Annotated in this window: 17 protein-coding genes and 14 tRNA genes; 5 read left to right on the top strand and 26 right to left on the bottom strand. The window is 60.1% G+C overall.

The genetic code is table 11. The annotated features are described in order from the left end of the window. Positions 1–97 precede the first annotated feature (97 nt). Complete coding sequence (locus tag F0P97_RS07870) at positions 98–856, top strand: 3-hydroxyacyl-CoA dehydrogenase (RefSeq protein WP_182286320.1); 759 nt, start codon at positions 98–100, stop codon at positions 854–856. Positions 857–949: 93 nt separating this feature from the next. Here the strand turns inward: F0P97_RS07870 and F0P97_RS07865 are convergent. From F0P97_RS07865 to folC, 26 genes are all read right to left on the bottom strand, one after another. After that, positions 950–1,026: transfer RNA gene (locus F0P97_RS07865), tRNA-Asp, on the bottom strand. A gap of 48 nt (positions 1,027–1,074) precedes the next feature. Then, a tRNA-Glu gene (locus tag F0P97_RS07860) sits at positions 1,075–1,150 on the bottom strand. A gap of 44 nt (positions 1,151–1,194) precedes the next feature. Then, positions 1,195–1,270: transfer RNA gene (locus F0P97_RS07855), tRNA-Ala, on the bottom strand. 149 nt (positions 1,271–1,419) lie between these two features. Further along, positions 1,420–1,755 carry a P-II family nitrogen regulator gene (locus tag F0P97_RS07850; protein ID WP_182286319.1) on the bottom strand — a complete coding sequence of 112 codons (336 nt, stop codon included), beginning with the start codon at positions 1,753–1,755 and terminating at the stop codon, positions 1,420–1,422. A 20-nt stretch (positions 1,756–1,775) separates the two neighbouring features. Then, the gene (locus tag F0P97_RS07845; protein ID WP_182286318.1) at positions 1,776–4,865 is read right to left on the bottom strand and encodes an efflux RND transporter permease subunit; all 3,090 of its coding nucleotides are present in this window, start codon (positions 4,863–4,865) and stop codon (positions 1,776–1,778) included. Positions 4,866–4,869: 4 nt separating this feature from the next. Beyond that, positions 4,870–6,075 (bottom strand): efflux RND transporter periplasmic adaptor subunit, encoded by a 1,206-nt coding sequence (locus tag F0P97_RS07840; protein ID WP_182286317.1) that lies wholly within the window; start codon positions 6,073–6,075, stop codon positions 4,870–4,872. A 46-nt stretch (positions 6,076–6,121) separates the two neighbouring features. After that, complete coding sequence (locus F0P97_RS07835) at positions 6,122–7,411, bottom strand: TolC family protein (RefSeq protein ID WP_182286316.1); 1,290 nt, start codon at positions 7,409–7,411, stop codon at positions 6,122–6,124. Between the two features lie 332 nt (positions 7,412–7,743). After that, positions 7,744–8,142 carry a hypothetical protein gene (locus F0P97_RS07830; protein WP_182286315.1) on the bottom strand — a complete coding sequence of 133 codons (399 nt, stop codon included), beginning with the start codon at positions 8,140–8,142 and terminating at the stop codon, positions 7,744–7,746. A 277-nt stretch (positions 8,143–8,419) separates the two neighbouring features. After that, positions 8,420–8,496, bottom strand: a tRNA-Asp gene (locus F0P97_RS07825). A 48-nt stretch (positions 8,497–8,544) separates the two neighbouring features. After that, positions 8,545–8,620 (bottom strand) — tRNA-Glu (locus tag F0P97_RS07820). A gap of 44 nt (positions 8,621–8,664) precedes the next feature. Beyond that, positions 8,665–8,740: transfer RNA gene (locus F0P97_RS07815), tRNA-Ala, on the bottom strand. An 8-nt stretch (positions 8,741–8,748) separates the two neighbouring features. Further along, a tRNA-Asp gene (locus F0P97_RS07810) sits at positions 8,749–8,825 on the bottom strand. Between the two features lie 48 nt (positions 8,826–8,873). After that, positions 8,874–8,949, bottom strand: a tRNA-Glu gene (locus F0P97_RS07805). 44 nt (positions 8,950–8,993) lie between these two features. After that, positions 8,994–9,069, bottom strand: a tRNA-Ala gene (locus F0P97_RS07800). 9 nt (positions 9,070–9,078) lie between these two features. Then, positions 9,079–9,155 (bottom strand) — tRNA-Asp (locus F0P97_RS07795). Between the two features lie 48 nt (positions 9,156–9,203). Then, a tRNA-Glu gene (locus F0P97_RS07790) sits at positions 9,204–9,279 on the bottom strand. 86 nt (positions 9,280–9,365) lie between these two features. Continuing rightward, positions 9,366–9,442 (bottom strand) — tRNA-Asp (locus F0P97_RS07785). Between the two features lie 48 nt (positions 9,443–9,490). After that, a tRNA-Glu gene (locus tag F0P97_RS07780) sits at positions 9,491–9,566 on the bottom strand. Positions 9,567–9,610: 44 nt separating this feature from the next. Next, positions 9,611–9,686 (bottom strand) — tRNA-Ala (locus F0P97_RS07775). 67 nt (positions 9,687–9,753) lie between these two features. Beyond that, a complete protein-coding gene (gene gltX, locus F0P97_RS07770; RefSeq protein ID WP_182286314.1) occupies positions 9,754–11,163 on the bottom strand; it encodes a glutamate--tRNA ligase in 1,410 nt (469 codons plus the stop codon). Between the two features lie 150 nt (positions 11,164–11,313). Beyond that, the gene (locus tag F0P97_RS07765; protein WP_003061097.1) at positions 11,314–12,525 is read right to left on the bottom strand and encodes an O-succinylhomoserine sulfhydrylase; all 1,212 of its coding nucleotides are present in this window, start codon (positions 12,523–12,525) and stop codon (positions 11,314–11,316) included. Between the two features lie 303 nt (positions 12,526–12,828). Continuing rightward, complete coding sequence (gene purF, locus F0P97_RS07760; RefSeq protein ID WP_003061095.1) at positions 12,829–14,337, bottom strand: amidophosphoribosyltransferase; 1,509 nt, start codon at positions 14,335–14,337, stop codon at positions 12,829–12,831. Beyond that, positions 14,282–14,428: a hypothetical protein gene (locus tag F0P97_RS07755; RefSeq protein ID WP_003057184.1), complete on the bottom strand. Its 147-nt coding sequence runs from the start codon at positions 14,426–14,428 to the stop codon at positions 14,282–14,284. The genes purF and F0P97_RS07755 overlap by 56 nt, the downstream gene beginning before the upstream one ends. Before the next feature lie 105 nt (positions 14,429–14,533). Continuing rightward, a complete protein-coding gene (locus F0P97_RS07750) occupies positions 14,534–15,031 on the bottom strand; it encodes a CvpA family protein (RefSeq protein ID WP_182286313.1) in 498 nt (165 codons plus the stop codon). A 28-nt stretch (positions 15,032–15,059) separates the two neighbouring features. Continuing rightward, positions 15,060–16,022 (bottom strand): SPOR domain-containing protein, encoded by a 963-nt coding sequence (locus F0P97_RS07745; RefSeq protein WP_182286312.1) that lies wholly within the window; start codon positions 16,020–16,022, stop codon positions 15,060–15,062. A 58-nt stretch (positions 16,023–16,080) separates the two neighbouring features. Continuing rightward, positions 16,081–17,406, bottom strand: coding sequence for a bifunctional tetrahydrofolate synthase/dihydrofolate synthase (gene folC, locus F0P97_RS07740; RefSeq protein WP_003078158.1), 1,326 nt, complete (start codon positions 17,404–17,406; stop codon positions 16,081–16,083). A 100-nt stretch (positions 17,407–17,506) separates the two neighbouring features. Between folC and F0P97_RS07735 the strand changes: the two genes are divergently transcribed. The 4 genes from F0P97_RS07735 to argG all read left to right on the top strand — a co-directional run bounded on the left by F0P97_RS07735 (position 17,507) and on the right by argG (position 20,646). Beyond that, on the top strand, positions 17,507–17,869 hold the full coding sequence (locus F0P97_RS07735) for an ArsC family reductase (protein WP_182286311.1): 363 nt from the start codon (positions 17,507–17,509) through the stop codon (positions 17,867–17,869). 125 nt (positions 17,870–17,994) lie between these two features. Further along, a complete protein-coding gene (locus tag F0P97_RS07730) occupies positions 17,995–18,735 on the top strand; it encodes a glycine zipper 2TM domain-containing protein (protein ID WP_182286310.1) in 741 nt (246 codons plus the stop codon). A 149-nt stretch (positions 18,736–18,884) separates the two neighbouring features. Beyond that, positions 18,885–19,202, top strand: a complete 318-nt coding sequence (locus F0P97_RS07725; RefSeq protein ID WP_003057202.1) for a pyrimidine/purine nucleoside phosphorylase — start codon at positions 18,885–18,887, stop codon at positions 19,200–19,202. A gap of 106 nt (positions 19,203–19,308) precedes the next feature. Next, positions 19,309–20,646 (top strand): argininosuccinate synthase, encoded by a 1,338-nt coding sequence (gene argG, locus F0P97_RS07720; RefSeq protein ID WP_182286309.1) that lies wholly within the window; start codon positions 19,309–19,311, stop codon positions 20,644–20,646. Positions 20,647–20,752: the final 106 nt, after the last annotated feature.

The following is a 20,752-nucleotide window of genomic DNA, read 5'->3' as shown; positions in this document are numbered from 1 at the left end:
TTTTTATGCGCGCTTTCCTCAGGTCGCCAGTTCCTGCACTCTGTGCATAATTGACGTTTACGTCAACGTCAATAGACATCGAACAAGGAGACAGTTCATGCAGATTCAGGATCGCGTATTCATCGTGACCGGCGGCGCTTCAGGCCTGGGCGAAGGTACGGCGCGCATGCTGGCCGCCAACGGCGGCAAGGTCGTGATTGCCGACATGAATGCAGAGCGCGGCGAGGCCGTAGCCAGTGAGATCGGTGGCGCCTATCTGCGCTGCGATGTCAGCAATGAGGCCGATGGTCAGGCCGTGGTTGCCAAGGCCACCAGCCTGGGCAAACTCGCTGGACTGATCAACTGCGCCGGTATTGCACCGGCCGAGAAAACCGTAGGCAAGAGCGGCCCGCACAGCCTGGGCGTCTATACCAAGACCATCATGGTCAACCTGGTCGGCACCTTCAACATGATTCGCCTTGCGGCGGACGCCATGAGCAAGAACGAACCAGAGCCGACCGGCGAGCGAGGCGTGCTGATTTCTACCGCCAGCGTCGCTGCCTATGACGGTCAGATCGGCCAGGCAGCCTACTCTGCATCCAAGGGCGGCGTGGTCGGCATGACCTTGCCCATTGCTCGCGATCTGGCTCGCAGCGGCATTCGCAATATGACGATTGCTCCCGGCATCTTCGGCACTCCCATGCTTTTCACCATGCCCCAGGAAGTTCAGGATGCACTGGCCGCCAGCGTGCCCTTCCCCAGTCGCCTGGGCAAGCCCGAGGACTACGCCAAGCTGGTCAAGCAGATCCTGGAAAACGACATGCTCAACGGCGAAGTCATCCGCCTGGACGGAGCCATTCGCATGGCCCCGAAATAATGGACAAATCAAAGGCCTTGCCGCAAGGCCTTTTTTCCGAATCCCTGGCAAAAAAAAGCCGCAACCAATTGCTTGATTGCGGCTTTTTGAATCTGGCGGAGTGGACGGGACTCGAACCCGCGACCCCCGGCGTGACAGGCCGGTATTCTAACCAACTGAACTACCACTCCTGGCAGGAAGCTTTGCTACACATTGTATAGCTGCAAGCGCTTCAAACTTGGCGACCCTACGGGGATTCGAACCCCGGTACTCACCGTGAAAGGGTGATGTCCTAGGCCTCTAGACGATAGGGTCAATTCCTAGAACGATTCGAGTCTTGCGACTCGCCGTCAAAATTTTGGTGGAGGTAAACGGGATCGAACCGATGACCTCTTGCATGCCATGCAAGCGCTCTCCCAGCTGAGCTATACCCCCTTTGAAGCAATGAAACAGTGTTTCTCTGCTGCAATGCAAAAATTGTAGCACAGGGTTTTCTCCGATTTCCCCAAATCACCAAGAATTTGCCGAAAGCATAAAAAAGGGATGCAGAGCGCATCCCTTTTTCCATCAGTACTGAAGCAAGATCAGCTCACTACACCGCCGTCGCGGATGCGATGCATTTCACCGATATCCACGGTCCAGACCAGACCATCGCCAATCTGTCCGGTGCGGCAGGCGGTGACGATTGCTTCGCGAATCGCCCCCACCATGGACTCCTCCACGATTACGCAGACCATGAGCTTGTCCGAAAAATCGGTCAGCTCATCCTTGACCGTGCGCTTGTCCACGGCTGCGGGGGCCGTAAAGCCCTCGGCCTTGAAAATCGTCACACCGGGAAAATTCGGAATCGCACGCAGCTCGGTGCGCAGACGCTCCAGCCGGCTGGGACGCACGATGGCGCGGATTTCTTTCATCGTCATCGGATCACTCCTTTCTCAAATCAAGCCTCGGTCGGCTTCTCGTCAAACCAGCGGTACAGCGTGGGCAGCACCACCAAGGTCAGCAGGGTCGAGGTAATCAGACCACCAATCACGACAATGGCCAACGGACGCTGAACTTCGGAGCCCGGACCTGTCGCAAACAGGAAAGGCACCAGGCCCAGCAAAGCCACGGTTGCAGTCATCATCACCGGACGGAAACGCTGTGTACAGCCTTCACGCACGGCCTCGGCTACTTCCATCCCTTCCTGACGCAGGTGACGGATGCTGGAGACCAGCACCACGCCATTGAGCACGGCAATACCCCACAGGGCGATAAAGCCCACGGATGCCGGCACGCTCACATATTCACCTGTAACGAACAAACCGATCAGGCCGCCAATCGAAGCGAAGGGCAGTACCAGAATGATCAGGCTTGCCAGCTTGATGGAGTTGAACAGCAGGAACAGCAGGAAGAAGATGGCTACGATGGTCAGCGGCACGATCACCTGCAGCGTGCCCATGGCGCGCTCCATGTTCTCGAACTGGCCGCCGAACTTGAAGTAGTAGCCGTCGGGCAGCTTGACTTCCTTCTCCAGGCGCTGTTCGACCTCGGACACAAAGCCCGCAAGGTCACGCCCTTCGACATTGGCGCCCACAACCACACGACGCTTGCCGCCCTCACGGCTGATCTGCGCCGGGCCGTCCACCAGTTCGATCCGGGCCAGGCTGCTCAGCGGCACTTGCGCGCCGGCGGCAGTGGTCAGCAAGGTCGCCCCAATGGCTTCCGGGGAACCCCGGTAAGACTCGGGGAAACGCACCACGACCGAATAGCGACGCTCCCCTTCGTACAAGGTCGTAACGTCCTTGCCGCCAATGGCTGACTCCAGCAGGCTTTGTACATCGGCCACATTCAGGCCGTGGCGGGCAATCGCCTTGCGGTCGATGTCCACCGTCAGAGCCTGCTGACCCGAGAGCCGTTCGATACGAATATCGGTGCTGCCGGAGACGCTTTTCAGAATGCGCGCCACCTGCTCGGATACATCCTTGAGATCGTCCAGTTCATCACCAAACACCTTGACGGCCAGTTGCGAGCGCACGCCGGTCACCATCTCATCCACACGCTCGGAGATGGGTTGGGACAGCACGATCTGCACACCGGGAATCTTGGACAGACGCTGACGGATGTCTTCGTCGATCTCGTCCTGGGTACGCTCGGATTCGGGGTCAAGCAGCACGATGGGATCGGACTCGTTGGGACCTGCCGGGTCGGCTGGCGATTCGCCGCGTCCCAGTTTGGACACCACGGACTTCACGCCGGGCACCTGCGCCACTTCCTTCATGGCAGCCATTTCCATGCGAATGGATTCATCCAGGGAAATGCTGGGCACGCGGTTGATCTGCGGTGTCAGCGCACCTTCCTTCATGGTCGGCATGAAAGACTTGCCCAGGAACGGGAACAGGCCCAGCGATCCGATCAGCAAAGCCACGGCCACAGCCAGCGTCAGGCGGTTGCGTGCAGTCGCACCATCAAGCAGACGCAGATAGTGGCGCTTGAGGAAGCCAATCAGCTTGGTATCGTGATCGGCGCCACCCTTGAGGAAGTAGGAGCACAGCACAGGCGACAGGAACAGCGACACGGCCAGCGAGATCGCCAGAGCCATGGCAATGGTCAGCGCCAGCGGGCCGAACATCTTGCCTTCAATACCTTGCAGCGTCATCAGCGGCAGGAACACCAAGATGATGATGGCAATACCGAAGATGGTGGGTGTAGCAACTTCCACGGTCGCCGACAGCACGGTGCGAATACGTTCACCGCGCGAATTGCCCGCCTGTCCCAGTTTGTGGAAAACGTTTTCCACCACCACCACGGTCGCATCCACCATCAGGCCGATGGCAATGGCCAGCCCCCCCAAAGACATCAGATTGGCCGAAATGCCATATTTGTTCATCAGTATGAAGGTACTCAGCGGCGTGATGATCAGCGTCGCCACGACAATCAGACTGGATCGCACATCCCCCAGGAAGATGAACAGCACCACCACCACCAGGAAGATGCCTTCAATCAGCACCTTGCCCACGGTCCACAGGGCAGAGTCCACCAGGTCGGTTCGGTCATAGTAAGGAACGATCTGCAGGCCGCCGGGCAGCATGCCCTTGGAATTGATCTCCTCCACCCGCTCCTTCACACGGGTCACCACCTCCTTGGCATTGCCGCCGCGCATCATCAGCACAATGCCGGACACGCCCTCGGTATAGCCACCCTTGATGATGGCGCCCTGTCGCACCTCGGCGTCAATCTGCACCTTGGCCACATCACGCACATAGACCGGCACTCCTCCCTGCTCCTTGAGCACGATGTTGCCGATATCGTCCAGCGTGCGGATCATGCCCACGCCGCGAATCAGATACTGCTCGGTCACCTGCGGCAGGATGCCGCCGCTGGCATTGGCATTGTTGTCTGCCACGGCTTGCACCACCTGGCGCACGCTCAGGTTGTAGTGACGCAGACGGGCAGGATCGACCAGCACCTGGTATTGCTTGACATATCCGCCCTGAGAGTTGATTTCAGCCACACCGGGAATAGAGCGCAGCAACGGGCGCGCCACCCAGTCTTGAATGGTGCGACGCTCCGTCAACTCGGCCTGGGTCAGCTCACGCTTGCCATCATCGGGGTGGTCCAGCGTGTACTGGTAGACCTCGCCCAGGCCAGTGGATACCGGCCCCAGTACCGGCACGATGCCTTCGGGCATGCGTGGCGTGACCTCGATCAGACGCTCCGTCACCAGCTGCCGGGCAAAGTACACATCGGTCGCATCGGTAAACACCAGCGTGATGATGGACAGACCGCTCTTGTTGAGCGAGCGCATCTCTGCCAGCCCGGGCAATCCCGTCATCGCGATTTCGAGAGGCACGGTCACAAAACGCTCGATCTCCTCGGGCGAACGACCAGGGGCTTCGGTGGCAACCTGAACCTGCACATTGGTCACATCGGGGAAAGCATCCACCGACAGATTCATGGCGGCACGCAGGCCAAAGCCACACATCACCAGCGCCAGCACGACCACCACCAGCCGCTGCGATAGCGCGGCACGAATCATGGAGGCAATCATGGGCTTACTCCAGTTCTGCGCGCTTGCGCTCGTTGTTCAGATGGAATGCACCTTCGACCACGATCTGCGTGCCTTCGCTCAATCCCTTGACCACAGGTCGCAGACCACCACTGGCCGCCCCCAACTCCACCGGAGTCAGGCGATAGTGGTTTTCGGCTTTCTTGACGTAGACATGATCCTTGTCGTTCTCGCGAACCACCGCCAGCGCCGGGATTGCCAGAGTCTTCTCCATCGCCCCCTGGATCTTCATGGTGGCCAGCATCTGGGGCTTGAGTGCCAGATCCTTGTTGTCCACCTGAGTGCGAATGGTCACGGTGCGGGTTTCGGGGGAAACGGTGTCGCCCACGTAGATGATCTTGCCCGAGATGGGGGTCTCCTCGACGGTCAGCCCCAGCGCCGGCACATCGATCTGCACGTTCTGGCCAGTCTGCACGCTGCGTGCAATTTGCTCAGGCAGGGCGCCTACCACCCAGACATTGGAGAGATCCGCCACAGTGAACAGAGGGTCCCCCGGCTGCGCCACCTGACCCTGGCTGACCTGGCGCTCGATCACGATACCGGCAGCAGAAGCCGTGATGGCGGCATTCGGTGCCACATTGCCCTTGGCGCGCAAACTGCTCAGCGCATCGGCGGACAAGCCCATCAGCTTGAGCTGATCGCCTGCCGCCCTCAACTCTGCGCGCGCAATCTGCACTTCGGATTCCCGACGCAGCAGTTCAGCAGAACCAATCACATCGGCAGCAATCAGTTGACGTGCCCGCTCCACGGAGCGCTCGGCCAGAGTCGCCGTGGCACTGGCACGCATATAGGCCAGCTGAGCCGTGGTCAGCTCGGGGCTGGCGACGCGCGCCAGGGTCTGACCAGCTTTGACTCGATCGCCGGTTTCGGCCAGCACCTCGGTTACACGTCCTGTCACGGCCGCACCGATGCGGGTGACCTTGCGTTCGTTGGCTTCAATGCGACCGGCAACTTCCTGCACCGAGGCAACCTCGGCCTGCGTTACCGCGGCGGTCTTGAAGTTAGTTGCCATCGCGGCAGAGACAACCACTTCCATGGGATCAAGCTCGGCCTTGGTATCTGCAGCAGCAACTGCAGCGACCGGCTCTTCCTTGTCGCAGCCGGTCAGGGTCAATGTTGTCAGCCCGGCCAACGCCAGTGCCAGAACCAGAGAGGCGGGACGCACAGTCCTGGAATGATGATGAGAAGACATAAAGCGAATTCAAAAAATACGAAAACGTGGTCTTGACTTTGAAAGCTCAAAGCGAGGAAGGCTGGGCATAGCGACCAGCCAGAAAATCCAGTTCAATCCGGGCGGATTGAAGCTGATAACGGGCTTCAAGCAAATCGGCGCGCACCGTGCGCAGCACGCGCTGGGCATCCAGCACATCCAGAATGCCGCGCTCGCCGAAGCGGTAAGCAGCCTCTGCTACGCGCAGGGCCGATTCGGCCTCGCGCACCGCGCCCTCGCTCAGAGCCTTGGTGCGTACCTGCGCCATTTCCATGACCTTCCAGGCCTGCAACATCTGCTGCTCCAGTTCGGCCTTGCGACCTTCCATGCGCAGACGAGCACGCTCGGCCTCCGAAGCAGCCTCATCAATCGGGCCGCGACGCTGGTCGAACAGCGGAATCTGCATGCTCACGCCGATGGTGTTATTGCGGATATCGGGCTCACGCGTCTGCGCGTAACGCAGCTCAAGACCCGGCCAACGGCTGGCTTTGGCACCGTTCTTCTGCGCTTCGGCCTTGTCCACCTCGGACTGCAGCTGCAGCAGCTCCGGATGGGACTGCCAGTTGATGTTCTGCAACTGCGCTTTCTCCACCGGATCCTGCAGAGACAGGGCCAGATCAAAGCGATTGGGCAACCGGCCTGCAGCCAGACGATTGAGCGTGAGCTGGGATTGCTCAGCCAGCAAACGGGCAGACTGCTCCTGCTGACGAGCGTTGATCAGTTCGGCATCGGCCTTGATGATTTCGTAGCGCGCTGCTTCACCGCTGGAAACTCGTACGCGTACACGCTCATGAGCCTGCTCCAGCAGCTTGACGGCGTCATAGGCTGCCTGTGCCTGCGCCTGTCGCAGGACCACCTCGTAGGCCTTGAGCTTGACCTGGGCCACGAGCGCATTGCGCGATGCAGCAATCTGGTGCACGGATGCTCGCTGCCCGGCTTGCGCCGCTTCGATACGTGCAGCGCGCACGGAAGGCATTTCTATGGGAACCGAGATCCCCATGGTCTGCACATTGCCGGGCGTCGCCGATGCCAAACGCGCCTTGTTGTCGCCACGGCTCCACTCCAGCTTGGGGTTGGGCAGCGCGCCAGCACTGACCACAGCCGCCTGAGCCGTAACGCTCGACTGCTGCACGGAGCGCAACTCGGGATTATTGTCCAGCACGGTCTGCACCAGCTGCGTCAAAGTCAGCTTGGGCTGCGCCTGATCTGAAATGGTGCTGCTGATTTGTGGCGCGCCATGGGTATTGGTCTGAGCATGCGCAGCCAGAGCTGCTGCGAGACACAGGCCGAACACGGCCGCGCGTTTGGGGCTCCGCAATGGTGCATGGCCAGAAGAATTCTTACTGGCCTTGGCCGGTAAAGAAGCCGGCACTATCGATCTATTGAACATAGAACACAGCTGCCTTCTTGAGGGCAGATAAAGTGAGGAAAGGGTCGAAAACCTGTCATGCACATGCGGCAGCTGCCGCATGCGATGCAGGATCAGTTACACCTGAGCAGGTGAAGCCGCCCCAGACCTGTCTCAGAGCCATGCTCTGCAGACAAGCACATTCCAGGCCATGCAGGCGCTGGAATGACGGGCGGCAGGTATCGGGGGTCTAAAAAGCCCAGCGCAAACGCTCTGACGTGATGACGTCAGCTGAGCTGGAGCTAGCCTGCCAGCGGCAGGCTGAGACTTGGCGGACGCAACATGCTTTCCGGCCAGGGATAAGTCGGGTGCACCACATGCCCCTGAGGAGGCACCCGGACATCGGCCACACCGACAGCTACCGCTTCGGGAGGGCCAAACAATTCATTGCGATCATCTTGCGCCGGATTGAGCTCGGCAGTGCGATGCGGACGGTGAATGGAGAACTCCACCGCATCTTCCTCCACATCGTCCTCGAACTCCTGCAGCACATCGACACCGTATTCGTGCGGCTCTGCATCGAGCACATAAGCCATGGCCACCACATCTTGCGAACCCGCGGGCCACATGGCGACGAGTTGCACCCCGATGATGGAGGCAAACATCAGCAGCGACAGCAGAAAGGAAGACGCCGGGCGCATGGATCGAAGGAGCTGTGGTTAAACGAACAACAATGAAGGGGCGAGACAGTCACCGGGAAGCAGACCCAATGGTGACAAGATGGTGTACCGGTTGGTAGCAAAAGTTCCCGCATGAAAAACTTTTGTCAACATCTGTAAGGGTGAACGATAGCGTATCGCCATAGCACTTGCATTGCAAGGGTATCTTGCTAGAAAGTCAGGAGCACATCAGATCAACCAGAGTGCCGCAGGCAAGAAAAAAGCCGCAACCAATTGCTTGATTGCGGCTTTTTGAATCTGGCGGAGTGGACGGGACTCGAACCCGCGACCCCCGGCGTGACAGGCCGGTATTCTAACCAACTGAACTACCACTCCTGGCAGGAAGCTTTGCTACACATTGTGTAGCTGCAAGCGCTTCAAACTTGGCGACCCTACGGGGATTCGAACCCCGGTACTCACCGTGAAAGGGTGATGTCCTAGGCCTCTAGACGATAGGGTCAATTCCTAGAACGATTCGAGTCTTGCGACTCGCCGTCAAAATTTTGGTGGAGGTAAACGGGATCGAACCGATGACCTCTTGCATGCCATGCAAGCGCTCTCCCAGCTGAGCTATACCCCCAAAAACTGTGGCGGAGTGGACGGGACTCGAACCCGCGACCCCCGGCGTGACAGGCCGGTATTCTAACCAACTGAACTACCACTCCTGGCAGGAAGCTTTGCTACACATTGTATAGCTGCAAGCGCTTCAAACTTGGCGACCCTACGGGGATTCGAACCCCGGTACTCACCGTGAAAGGGTGATGTCCTAGGCCTCTAGACGATAGGGTCAATTCCTAGAACGATTCGAGTCTTGCGACTCGCCGTCAAAATTTTGGTGGAGGTAAACGGGATCGAACCGATGACCTCTTGCATGCCATGCAAGCGCTCTCCCAGCTGAGCTATACCCCCAAAAAACTGTGGCGGAGTGGACGGGACTCGAACCCGCGACCCCCGGCGTGACAGGCCGGTATTCTAACCAACTGAACTACCACTCCTGGCAGGAAGCTTTGCTACACATTGTGTAGCTGCAAGCGCTTCAAACTTGGCGACCCTACGGGGATTCGAACCCCGGTACTCACCGTGAAAGGGTGATGTCCTAGGCCTCTAGACGATAGGGTCATAACCTAGAATCTTTGCTTTCGCACCGATTAAAAAAGCGCCTTCTGAAAATAAAGGCGCTTTTTTAATCAAGCGACTAGCCAAACTGGCGGAGTGGACGGGACTCGAACCCGCGACCCCCGGCGTGACAGGCCGGTATTCTAACCAACTGAACTACCACTCCTGGCAGGAAGCTTTGCTACACATTGTATAGCTGCAAGCGCTTCAAACTTGGCGACCCTACGGGGATTCGAACCCCGGTACTCACCGTGAAAGGGTGATGTCCTAGGCCTCTAGACGATAGGGTCAATTCCTAGAACGATTCGAGTCTTGCGACTCGCCGTCAAAATTTTGGTGGAGGTAAACGGGATCGAACCGATGACCTCTTGCATGCCATGCAAGCGCTCTCCCAGCTGAGCTATACCCCCAAAACTCTCTGCAAGACAACCTTTTTATCAGTCGCGTTTTGCAGAGACTCGAATTATAGACAGGTTTTTAGCGATTTTTCAAACGCGCGATAACTTTTTCACGTCCAAGCAATTCCAGCACTGCATCGACCGAGGGAGTATGGGCTGTGCCCACGGCCAGAACACGCACAGGCATGGCCAGTACGGGCATCTTCACGCCCTGCGCCTTGAGCAACTCCTTGATCGCAGCCGCAATGGCTTCCTTGGTCCATTCCACATTTTCCAGCACAGCCGCAAATGCATCCAGCACGGAGTTGGCCGCCTCGGTCACATGCTTGGCGTAGTCTTCCGCATTGCGCTCCACGCTGTCCACATAGAAGACCTTGGCCCAGTTGGCCAGATCCACCAAGGTCTCGCAACGATCCTTGAACAAGGCAGCAATACGCACCAGACGGTCATCGGCATCGATCAGACTCTCGGCCACACCTGCCTTGACAACAAAGGGCTTGACCAGTTGGGCCAGCTCAGCGTCATCCATGGCCTTCAGATGCTGGGCATTGACCCAGCGCAGCTTGGCCTCGTCAAACTGGCCGGCGCTACGGCCCAGGTGATCCAGGTTGAACCACTCCAGGAACTGGGCACGGCTGAAGATTTCGTCGTCGCCGTGGCTCCAACCCAGGCGGGCCAGATAGTTCACCATGGCATCGGGCAGATAACCTTCATCGCGGTACTGGGTCACGGCCTTGGCACCGTTGCGCTTGCTCATCTTCTCGCCTTGCTCGTTGAGCACGGTGGGCAGATGGGCAAAGGTAGGCACGGTGGCACCCAGCGCTTCAAAGATGTGGATCTGGCGCGGCGTGTTGTTCACATGGTCGTCGCCACGGATGACATGAGTGATGTTCATGTCCATGTCGTCCACGCAGACGCAGAAGTTGTACGTGGGCGTACCGTCAGGGCGGGCAATCACCAGATCGTCCAGCTCGGAGTTCTGGAACTCGATACGGCCCTTGCACTTGTCGTCCCAGCCCACCACACCGGCTTGCGGAGTCTTGAAGCGTAGCACGGGCTTCACGCCTTCGGGAATGGCGGGCAGGACCTTGCCCTCCTCGGGGCGCCATGTGCCGTCATAGCGGGGCTTTTCCTTGGCAGCCATCTGCTTTTCACGCAGTGCGTCCAACTCCTCCATGCTCATATAGCAGGGGTAGACATAGCCCTTTTCCTGCAGCGTGGCCAACACCTGCTTGTAGCGATCCATGCGCTGCATCTGATAGAACGGACCTTCGTCGTGGTCCAGTTGCAGCCATTCCATGCCTTCCAGGATCACGTCCACGGAAGCCTGGGTGGAACGCTCCAGATCGGTGTCTTCGATGCGCAGCACGAAGTCACCGCCATTGGCGCGCGCAAAAGCCCAGGGATAGAGGGCCGAACGAATATTGCCCAGATGGATAAAGCCCGTGGGCGAAGGGGCAAAGCGGGTGCGAATTTTGTTGGTTGTCATATCAGAAATCCTTGTACGGCATTCCCTGCGCCAAGGCTGCGGCGCTTGATGCACACGCAGTCTCGGCCAGGGGTGCCGAGCAAGAGCCGCCTCGCAGCGCAGGCATGGTCCCCCTTGAGGGGGAGGGCGCGAAGCGGCTCAGGGGGTGTTTCACAGCGTATCCAGTCCACGAGCCAGATCGACCTTGAGGTCTTCCAGATGCTCAAGACCCACGGAAATACGAATCAGACCCTGACCCACGCCTGCAGCCTGACGCTGGTCTTCGGTCAGACGACCATGCGAGGTGCTGGCCGGATGGGTGATGGTAGTCTTCACATCACCGAGGTTGGCCGTAATCGAGCACAGACGCGTGCTGTCCACCACATGGAAGGCATTGGCACGCAACTGCTCGGCCCCCTCGCCCACCACGTCGAACGCAAGCACGGCGCCGCCCATGCCGTTTTGCTGGCGCATGGCCAGCTCGTGCTGAGGATGGCTCTTGAGGCCCGGGTAGTACACACGCGCCACCTTGGGATGGGCTTCCAGCCAGGCCGCAAACTCCAGCGCCGCAGCGCTTTGCGCCTTGACGCGCAAAGCCAGGGTCTCCAGGCCCTTCATCACCGTCCAGGCGTTGTAGGGAGCGATGTTCAGTCCGCCGCTGCGCAAGAAAGTGCCCATGACCTTGTCCACGAGCGCAATGGTGCCGCAAACTGCACCAGCCATGACGCGACCCTGGCCGTCGAGGAACTTGGTGCCCGAATGCACGACGAGGTCGGCGCCGAACTTCACGGGCTGCTGCAGCACGGGAGTGGCAAAGCTGTTGTCCACGGCCAGCAGCGCGTTGTTGGCGTGCGCCAGCTCGGCCAGTGCAGCGATGTCGCAGAGATCGGTCAGCGGGTTGGTGGGCGTCTCGGCAAACAGCATGCGCGTGTTGGGCTTGATGGCCGCCTTCCAGGCTTCGATATCGGTCTGCGAGACAAACGTGGTTTCCACGCCGAAGCGTGCCATCTCGGTTCCCAACAGCTTGATGGTGGAGCCGAACATGGACTGCGAGCAGATCACATGATCGCCTGTCTTAAGGGCCGTCAGCGCCACCAGCAAGATGGCCGACATGCCGGTGGAAGTCGCGACCGCACATTCCGTGCCTTCCATGGCCGCCAGACGCTTTTCAAAGCTGGTGACCGTGGGGTTACCGGTGCGGCTATAGGTGAAGCCCGGCTCTTCGTTGGCAAAGCGGCGCGCTGCGGTCGCCGCATCGGGCTGCACAAAGCTGCTGGTCATGTACAGGGCTTCGCAATGCTCGCCCCACTGGCTGCGCTCGACCGCTTCGCGCACGGCCAGAGTTTCAGGATGCAAACCTTCGGGTAATGTCTTGTTGGTCACAATCGTCAAATCCAGATGGTTGGTACCGGTCATGAGTCCGCTGCAGACCGCCAATCAGGCCCGCACGCATGCTGCTCTACCAGCTTGACCGGCGGCACTCGCCGTGCCGGTCTTTGAATATGCCTTGCTCGCATGCCAAGGAATCCGAGTCAAATCAGACTCAAACGCTTTATGGACATACGTCATGCGCTCACGATTAAAGAGCACACCGACCGCGCAGCTCTGCCATTGTCCTCCCGAATGAAAAGGGTTGCCTCAGCAACCCTTCACACTCAGTCATTCGCTGCGATTGAACGCCAGCGCTCAGCTTTCCTGAGCATTCGGCAAGGACAGGCGCGAAGTGTCTTCGCTCTCCTCTTCGCTGCCACGATTGCGGCCCTCGTTGAGCGCCGTCACCTCTTCATCGGAAATATCGCCGGTGATATAGATACCGTCGAAACACGATGCCTCGAAGCCGCTCACCTGGGCATTGATCTTGCCCACGGCCTGCTTCATGGCTTCCACGTCCTGATAGATCAGCGCGTCGCAGCCGATGACCTGGCGAATTTCCTCGACCGTACGGCCGTGAGCCACCAGCTCGGAGCGCGTGGGCATGTCGATGCCGTACACGTTGGGGTGACGCACGGGTGGCGCAGCGGAGGCCAGATACACCTTGTTGGCACCTGCATCGCGCGCCATCTGCACGATTTCCTTGGAGGTGGTGCCGCGCACGATGGAGTCATCGACCAGCAGCACATTGCGGCCCTTGAACTCGCTGCTGATGGCGTTGAGCTTCTGGCGCACCGACTTCTTGCGCGCGCCCTGGCCGGGCATGATGAAGGTACGGCCCACATAGCGGTTCTTCACAAAACCTTCGCGATAGGGCTTGCCCAGCAACTGGGCCAGTTGCATGGCACTGGGGCGGCTCGATTCGGGAATGGGAATCACCGCATCGATTTCATTGGGCGGCACCATGGAGATCACGCGCTTGGCCAGCGTCTCACCCATGTTCAGGCGAGCCTGATAGACCGAAATGCCGTCCATGGTGGAGTCGGGACGTGCCAGATACACATACTCGAACACACAGGGATTGAGCTGGGTCTTTTCAGCGCATTGCTGGCTCTCGACACGGCCGTCGTTGTGCACAAAGATCGCTTCGCCAGGAGCAATGTCGCGCTCGAACTGATGGGTTGTACCTTCCAGCGCCACGGACTCGCTGGCCAGCATGATGGTGCCGTCATTGCCGCGCCCCATGCACAGCGGACGAATGCCGAAGGGATCGCGGAAGGCCAGCAGGCCGTAGCCGGCGATCAGCGCGATCACGGCGTAAGAGCCCTTGATGCGCTTGTGCACTGCACGCACGGCCTTGAAGATTTCCTCGCTCTGCAGCGGCGCGCCGCTGGAGGCGCGACCGATCTCGTGCGCCAGCACGTTGAGCAGGACTTCGGAGTCGCTTTCAGTGTTGGTGTGGCGATGATCGGTGTCCGCCAGTTCGCGGCGCAGTTGCTTGGCATTGGTGAGATTGCCGTTGTGCACCATGACGATACCGAAGGGCGCATTCACGTAGAAGGGCTGAGCCTCTTCCTCGCTGGATGCATTGCCCGCAGTGGGATACCGCACCTGACCCAGACCCACATCACCGGGCAGAGCACGCATATTGCGGGTGCGGAACACATCCTTCACCATGCCCTTGGCCTTGTGCATGAAGAACTTGCGTTCCTGCTGGGTCACGATGCCGGCTGCATCCTGCCCACGGTGCTGCAGCAGCAGCAAAGCGTCATAAATCAGCTGATTCACGGGTGTGGTGCTCACCACACCAACGATTCCACACATAGTTGCGTTCCATCTGTTCGCGAAAGTCGCCCTTCGCCACACTCGCCTGCTTCGCCACCCATTGGCTAGCCTGCGCTTTGATATCCGGCATGGCGGATCACGCCAACACCAAACTCTCGTCGGCACCCACTGCGTTTTACAGCAAGCGCCTTAGCCACTTTCAACCCTTAGGTAAATTGCGGCAAAAAAATTCGCTTCAAGAGGAAGCCTTGGGCAAATACTGCCCCCAATCCTCTGGCAGAGCAGGCAGCACCCAGCCCAGCGCCTCGGTCAACCAGGGCGCCAGCACCGAGTCCTGCCACCACAAAGCCTTGTGCAACGGCGTGTACTGGATCACCAGAGCCAGCACCAGCAGCAGCAGACCACCACGCAGGACACCGAACAATGCGCCCAGGGTGCGATCCACAGGCCTCAGACCCACGGCCTCAATCAACTGCTTGGACAGCCAGGAGATCACTCCCCAGGCAAACATGGACCCCACCAGCAGCAGCACAAAGCCCGCCGCATAACGCAGCTGCATGTCCCAGCCGTCCAGCGGCAGCCATACCGCCACCTCTTGCGCCCAGGTCCGCGCGACCATGAAGGCCACCAGCCAGCCCAGCAAGGACAGGACTTCATAGACCAGACCGCGCCAGGCCCCCAGCAACAAGGAGCCCAGCACAACGACCACAAAAATCCAGTCCAGCGTGCTCATCAATCAAACCGTTGCCGGAAAACCGGGCTCAAGCCTTGAACACCGATGCCGGCAAACCCAGGGCCTTGGCCCTGGCGGCAGCCTTCTCGGCTTCTTCGCGGCTCTTGAAAGGTCCCATGCGAACCCGTGTGCGCTTGCCATCCTTGGTATCCACGGTCTGGGTAAAGGCTCCGGCCCCCAGCTTGCCCTTGATTTCGTTGGCCTTGCCGACTTCGGCAAAGGCGCCGATCTGAACGATAAAGCGTTCGTTGGTCGCTGCGGTTTCCTTGGCCGGAGCAGCCTCCGAGGTACTGCGCCCCTCCAGCAGTGCACGGGCACGAGCGGCCTCGTCCACCTTGGGTGCCTCAGGCTTGTGCTTGGGCTCGGGTCTGGCTTCCGGCTTCTTGACCTCAGGTTTGACCTCCGGCTTGACCTCGGCCTTGGGCTTTTCGGGCTTGGGCTCCGGCTTGCGCTCGGGCTTTACTTCCGGCTTAGGCTCCGGCTTGGGCTGAGGTTTGACCTCTGGTTTGGGCTCGGGCCTGACCTGAGATGCCACCGCCGCGGCTGTGCCGACGGCTGCCGCAGTCACCGCAGCCCCGACCGCAGGTGCAGCCGGCGCAATGGCAGCAGTCGCAGGAGCTGCAGGCCTGGCCGAGGGTGCAAGCACTTCTTCACCATCATCCAGAGACGCATTGGCAGCAACACGCCCTGACGGTGCTGCCGTCTGGCTCGCCACCTGGGTGCCAGGCACGACCTCAGGGGCCGAATTGGCCTGATCGGGAATTTCAATCGGGATATTGACCGGAATGGGGCGTGGCTGCGTATCGAACAGCAGCGGGAAGCCCACCACACCGATCAGCACCAGCACGGCCGCCCCGATGAGACGATGACGTGCGCGGCGGCGCATGGCTTCCACGCTTTCGCCCTGGGCCAGGCGACTGGGGCGCTTGGCTCCAGCCACGGACTCGGCTTCGTCTTTTTTGCCAGGCCAACGGAAATTGAAAAATGCCATGAGTGAGGACTTGTTGAGGCCTGTCACCCGGCAAAAGCCGGGGCGGCAGACCGCTGACTCAGTGAGCCAGGTGTTTGGCGTTCAGACGAGGCGTGCCGTTTTGCAACACTCCGCCCACGGTGAAGAACGATCCAAAGACCACGATTCTATCAGCCGCCTCCGTTGCCGCGACTGCGGCATCCAGGGCCTGCTGGGGATTGGCAAAGGTCTGCATGCTCACATCTTTGCGGATCACGCCCTGGGCCTGCAGCTGCTGCAGCTTGGCCTTGAGGTTTTCTGCAGAATCCGCACGCGGGGTTGGCAGATCGGTGAAATACCAGCGGTCGACCAGCGGCCCCACCTTGGTGAGCATGGGCTCCCAGTCCTTGTCTGCCATGGCACCGAATACGGCATGCGTGGTCGGGAAGTAACCCATGGCATCAAGATTCGCCGTGAGCGCCGCCACCGAGTGCGGGTTGTGCGCCACATCCAGCACCAGCGTAGGCTGGCCGGGAACGATCTGGAAGCGGCCGGGCAGCTCCACCATGGACAAGCCCGTGCGCACGGCCTGCGCCGTCACCGGCAGCTTGCCGCGAATGGCTTCATAGGCTGCCAGCACGCCGGAAGCGTTCATCAGCTGATTGGCGCCGCGCAGCGCCGGATAGGCCAGTCCTGCATAGCGGCGGCCACGGCCGGCCCAGCCCCATTGCTGCTTGTCGCCGTCGTAGTTGAAGTCCTTGCCGAAGCGCCAGAGGTCGGCACCGATTTCGGCCGCGTGATCGATCACGCTTTGCGGCGGCACCGGGTCGCTGACGATGACGGGACGACCGGCGCGCATGATGCCGGCTTTTTCGCGGCCTATGCTTTCGCGGTCAGGGCCCAGCAACTCCATGTGATCGAGATCGATGCTGGTGATGATGGCGCAGTCGGCATCGATGATGTTGGTGGCATCGAGCCGGCCTCCCAGACCCACTTCCAGAATCGCCACATCCAGCCTGGACAGGCTCATCAGGCGCAATATGGCCAGCGTGGTGAACTCGAAGTAAGTGAGTGCAACCTCTTTGCCATCCTTGACCCTGGCCTGCTCCACCGCTTCAAAATGCGGGATCAGCTCCTCGGCCTTGACGATCTCGCCGCCCACACGGCAGCGCTCTTCGAAGTGAACCAGATGCGGCGAGGTATAGACACCGGGGCGAAAACCGGACTGCAGTGCCACGGCCTCCAGCATGGCACAGGTCGAACCCTTGCCATTGGTGCCGGCCACCGTGATGACGGGGCAGTCGAATTGCAGGCCCATGCGCTGTGCGACTTCACGCACGCGATCCAGACCCAGGGCGATGTTCTGGGGATGCAGGCGCTCGCAATAAGCCAGCCAGGCATCCAAGGTGGGGAATATGGTGTGCATACTGGGCGCTATTGTCGCCCACTGTCAGAGGCCCTATGGCTGCCGGCACTTGGCAAATGCGTTACATCTGACTCCAACCGTTTCACCGATACCGAACACCATGAGCAAGATCACCACCGTCTACGGCATCCCCAACTGCGACACTGTCAAGAAAGCACGCAGCTGGCTCAGTGAGCAAGGTATTACTTACGAGTTTCACGACTTCAAGAAGCAGGGCGTTCCCGCCGAGCGTCTGCCCCGGTGGATGCAGGCCGTGGGCTGGGAAAAGCTGCTCAACCGCCAGGGCACGACCTGGCGCAAGCTCGATGATGCGACCAAAGCTGCTGCCGTTGACGCAGCCAGTGCCGCTGCCGTGATGCAGGAGCACGCCAGCACGATCAAGCGCCCCGTGGTGGAATGGGCCGACGGGAAAATTACCGTCGGTTTCAAGGCTGATGAATGGGATACGATGCAAAATACATAAGCAACCGCTCACATTTACACATGGCTTTACCTAGTTTTACGGGGCCGAGAGCTTGAATTTACACAGATCCCCTAAACTTTCTGGTGATCTGATGCGTTAAAGCTTCAGAGACAGGAGAGATGTTGATGAAAACTCTGGCAGTTTTGACTTTGACCGCCGTGGCCGCCACTGGGGCCTATGCCCAGGAGCAGGGCCGCGTGCTGTCCTCAACCCCCATCACCCAGCAGGTCGCCGTGCCGCAGCAAGTCTGCAGCGACCAGCCGGTGGCGGTCGCTCCTCGTCCCACCGGTGCAGGCGCCGTGGTCGGAGCTATTGCAGGCGGCCTGATCGGCAATGCCATCGGCGGTGGCGGCGGCCGTGCAGCGGCCACGGCAGCCGGTGTGGTCGGCGGAGCCATGCTGGGCAATCAGGCCGAAGCCTCCGGCCCGGTGCAGTACCAGAACATGCGCCAGTGCAGCACGCAGACCTTCTATCAGAACCGTACCGTGGGCTACAACGTGACCTACGAGTACAACGGTCGCAGCTACACCACACAGACCGCCAACCCACCCGGCCGATGGATTGCGCTGAACGTGCAACCCGTGGCCAACGACCCGGTCTACAGCAACGACGGCTACTACAGCACCCAGACGGCTCCTCAGGGAGCGTACAGCACCAGCTATCCGCAGAATTACGACAGCGGCTACTACGCCCCTCAGCCCGTTGCGCCAACCTATTCGGTAGGCTCGACCTACTCGGCGTCTGACTATGTGGCGCCGCTGCTGATCGGCGCAGCCATTGGCGCGGGCGCCTACTACGCCACCCGCCCCCATTACTACCGTCCGGGCTGGCACGGCGGTCATGGCGGCCACGGCTGGCGCCGCTGATCCAAGCCGATCCGGCCTTGCGAGCCGCTCAGGAGCCCCGTCACGGGGCTCTTGTTTTTCCTGCCTTTGCCAAGCATTCGCGCAGGTGCAAATCCCGTGGCCTAAAATCAATGCTTTTGACCTTCGACCACGCACAGCGTACCTCTTCCATGACCACCGAAACCATCGCAGGCGTCAGCCTCACCACCAAGGCCAATGTTTACTTTGACGGCAAGTGCGTCAGCCACAGCTTCACCCTGGCCGACGGCACCAAGAAGTCGGTGGGCGTGGTGCTGCCTGCAACGCTGACCTTTGGCACCGCAGCTGCAGAAATCATGGAATGCGTGGGCGGCTCCTGCGAATACAAGCTCGACGGCAGCGACGAGTGGAAGAAGTCCTCGGCTGGCGAGAGCTTTCAGATCCCCGCGAACTCCAAGTTCGACATACGCGTGACCGAGGCTTACCACTACATCTGCCACTACGCGTAATCCGCGCCTGGCCCGGCTTTGGGCCAGACCCGAGAATTTCAAGCCTTTTCAGCCCCAATCGCTTACCCATCAAGCGCTTGCAGCTATCACTTTGAAGAGAAATCTCATGGAAACCATTCTGCAACATGTTCCCGTCGGCCAGAAGGTCGGCATCGCCTTCTCCGGCGGCCTGGACACCTCTGCCGCCCTGCGCTGGATGAAGAACAAGGGTGCCCTGCCCTACGCCTACACGGCCAACCTGGGCCAGCCCGACGAAGCCGACTACGACGAAATTCCCCGCAAGGCGATGGAATATGGCGCAGAAAAGGCTCGCCTGATCGACTGCCGCCCCCAGCTGGCCAACGAAGGAATTGCCGCCATCCAGTCCGGCGCTTTCCACATTTCCACCGGTGGCATCACCTACTTCAACACCACGCCCCTGGGCCGTGCCGTGACCGGCACCATGCTGGTGGCGGCCATGAAGGAAGACGACGTCAACATCTGGGGCGACGGTTCGACCTTCAAGGGCAACGACATCGAGCGCTTCTACCGCTACGGTCTGCTCACCAATCCCGCACTGAAGATCTACAAGCCCTGGCTGGACAGCAACTTCATCGACGAGCTGGGCGGCCGTGCCGAAATGTCGGCCTTCATGACCAAGGAAGGTTTCGGCTACAAGATGTCGGCCGAGAAGGCCTACTCCACCGACTCCAACATGCTGGGCGCCACCCACGAAGCCAAGGATCTGGAGTTCCTGAACTCCGGCATCCGCATCGTGAACCCCATCATGGGCGTGGCTTTCTGGAAGCCCGAAGTCGAAGTCAAGGCGGAAGAAGTCTCCATCACCTTCGAAGAAGGCCGCCCCGTGGCCATCAACGGCAAGGAATACACCGATGCCGTGGAAGTCTTCCTGGAGCTGAACCACATCGGCGGCCGCCACGGCCTGGGCATGAGCGACCAGATCGAAAACCGCATCATCGAAGCCAAGAGCCGCGGCATCTACGAAGCCCCCGGCATGGCCCTGCTGCACATTGCCTACGAGCGCCTGGTGACCGGCATCCACAACGAAGACACCATCGAGCAGTACCGCATCAACGGCCTGCGCCTGGGCCGTCTGCTGTACCAGGGCCGCTGGTTCGACCCCCAGGCCATCATGCTGCGCGAATCCTCGCAGCGCTGGGTGGCCCGCGCCGTGACCGGCACCGTGACGCTGGAACTGCGCCGCGGCAACGACTACTCCATCCTGAACACCGAGTCGCCCAACCTGACCTACGCTCCCGAGCGTCTGTCCATGGAAAAGGTCGAAGATGCGCCTTTCAGCCCCATCGACCGCATCGGCCAGCTGACCATGCGCAACCTGGACCTGATCGACACCCGCGCCAAGCTGGCCATCTACTCGCAAGCCGGCCTGCTGAGCGTGAGCAGCGCCAACGCTCTGCCACAGCTGGGCAACGACAAGAAGTAATTCGGTCCGCTTGCGCGAAAAAGCCGCTGCACTGCAGCGGCTTTTTTATGCCGAATATGCCTTAATCTCTTAAGGGGAAACCGCTGAAAGCTATCAATACTGAAGC

Origin of the sequence: Comamonas testosteroni, from assembly GCF_014076415.1 — a bacterium.
Lineage (GTDB): Bacteria > Pseudomonadota > Gammaproteobacteria > Burkholderiales > Burkholderiaceae_C > Comamonas > Comamonas testosteroni_F.
The sequence above is the reverse complement of the archived record's forward strand: the minus strand, read 5'-3'. Positions and strand labels throughout refer to the sequence as shown.

Coding starts and splice junctions, on each gene's coding strand:
- F0P97_RS07870 (WP_182286320.1), top strand. CDS start 98: ATGCAGATTCAGGATCGCGTATTCATCGTGACCGGCGGCGCTTCAGGC.
- F0P97_RS07850 (WP_182286319.1), bottom strand. CDS start 1,755: ATGACGATGAAAGAAATCCGCGCCATCGTGCGTCCCAGCCGGCTGGAG.
- F0P97_RS07845 (WP_182286318.1), bottom strand. CDS start 4,865: ATGATTGCCTCCATGATTCGTGCCGCGCTATCGCAGCGGCTGGTGGTG.
- F0P97_RS07840 (WP_182286317.1), bottom strand. CDS start 6,075: ATGTCTTCTCATCATCATTCCAGGACTGTGCGTCCCGCCTCTCTGGTT.
- F0P97_RS07830 (WP_182286315.1), bottom strand. CDS start 8,142: ATGCGCCCGGCGTCTTCCTTTCTGCTGTCGCTGCTGATGTTTGCCTCC.
- gltX (WP_182286314.1), bottom strand. CDS start 11,163: ATGACAACCAACAAAATTCGCACCCGCTTTGCCCCTTCGCCCACGGGC.
- purF (WP_003061095.1), bottom strand. CDS start 14,337: ATGTGTGGAATCGTTGGTGTGGTGAGCACCACACCCGTGAATCAGCTG.
- F0P97_RS07755 (WP_003057184.1), bottom strand. CDS start 14,428: ATGCCGGATATCAAAGCGCAGGCTAGCCAATGGGTGGCGAAGCAGGCG.
- F0P97_RS07750 (WP_182286313.1), bottom strand. CDS start 15,031: ATGAGCACGCTGGACTGGATTTTTGTGGTCGTTGTGCTGGGCTCCTTG.
- F0P97_RS07745 (WP_182286312.1), bottom strand. CDS start 16,022: ATGGCATTTTTCAATTTCCGTTGGCCTGGCAAAAAAGACGAAGCCGAG.
- folC (WP_003078158.1), bottom strand. CDS start 17,406: ATGCACACCATATTCCCCACCTTGGATGCCTGGCTGGCTTATTGCGAG.
- F0P97_RS07735 (WP_182286311.1), top strand. CDS start 17,507: ATGAGCAAGATCACCACCGTCTACGGCATCCCCAACTGCGACACTGTC.
- F0P97_RS07730 (WP_182286310.1), top strand. CDS start 17,995: ATGAAAACTCTGGCAGTTTTGACTTTGACCGCCGTGGCCGCCACTGGG.
- F0P97_RS07725 (WP_003057202.1), top strand. CDS start 18,885: ATGACCACCGAAACCATCGCAGGCGTCAGCCTCACCACCAAGGCCAAT.
- argG (WP_182286309.1), top strand. CDS start 19,309: ATGGAAACCATTCTGCAACATGTTCCCGTCGGCCAGAAGGTCGGCATC.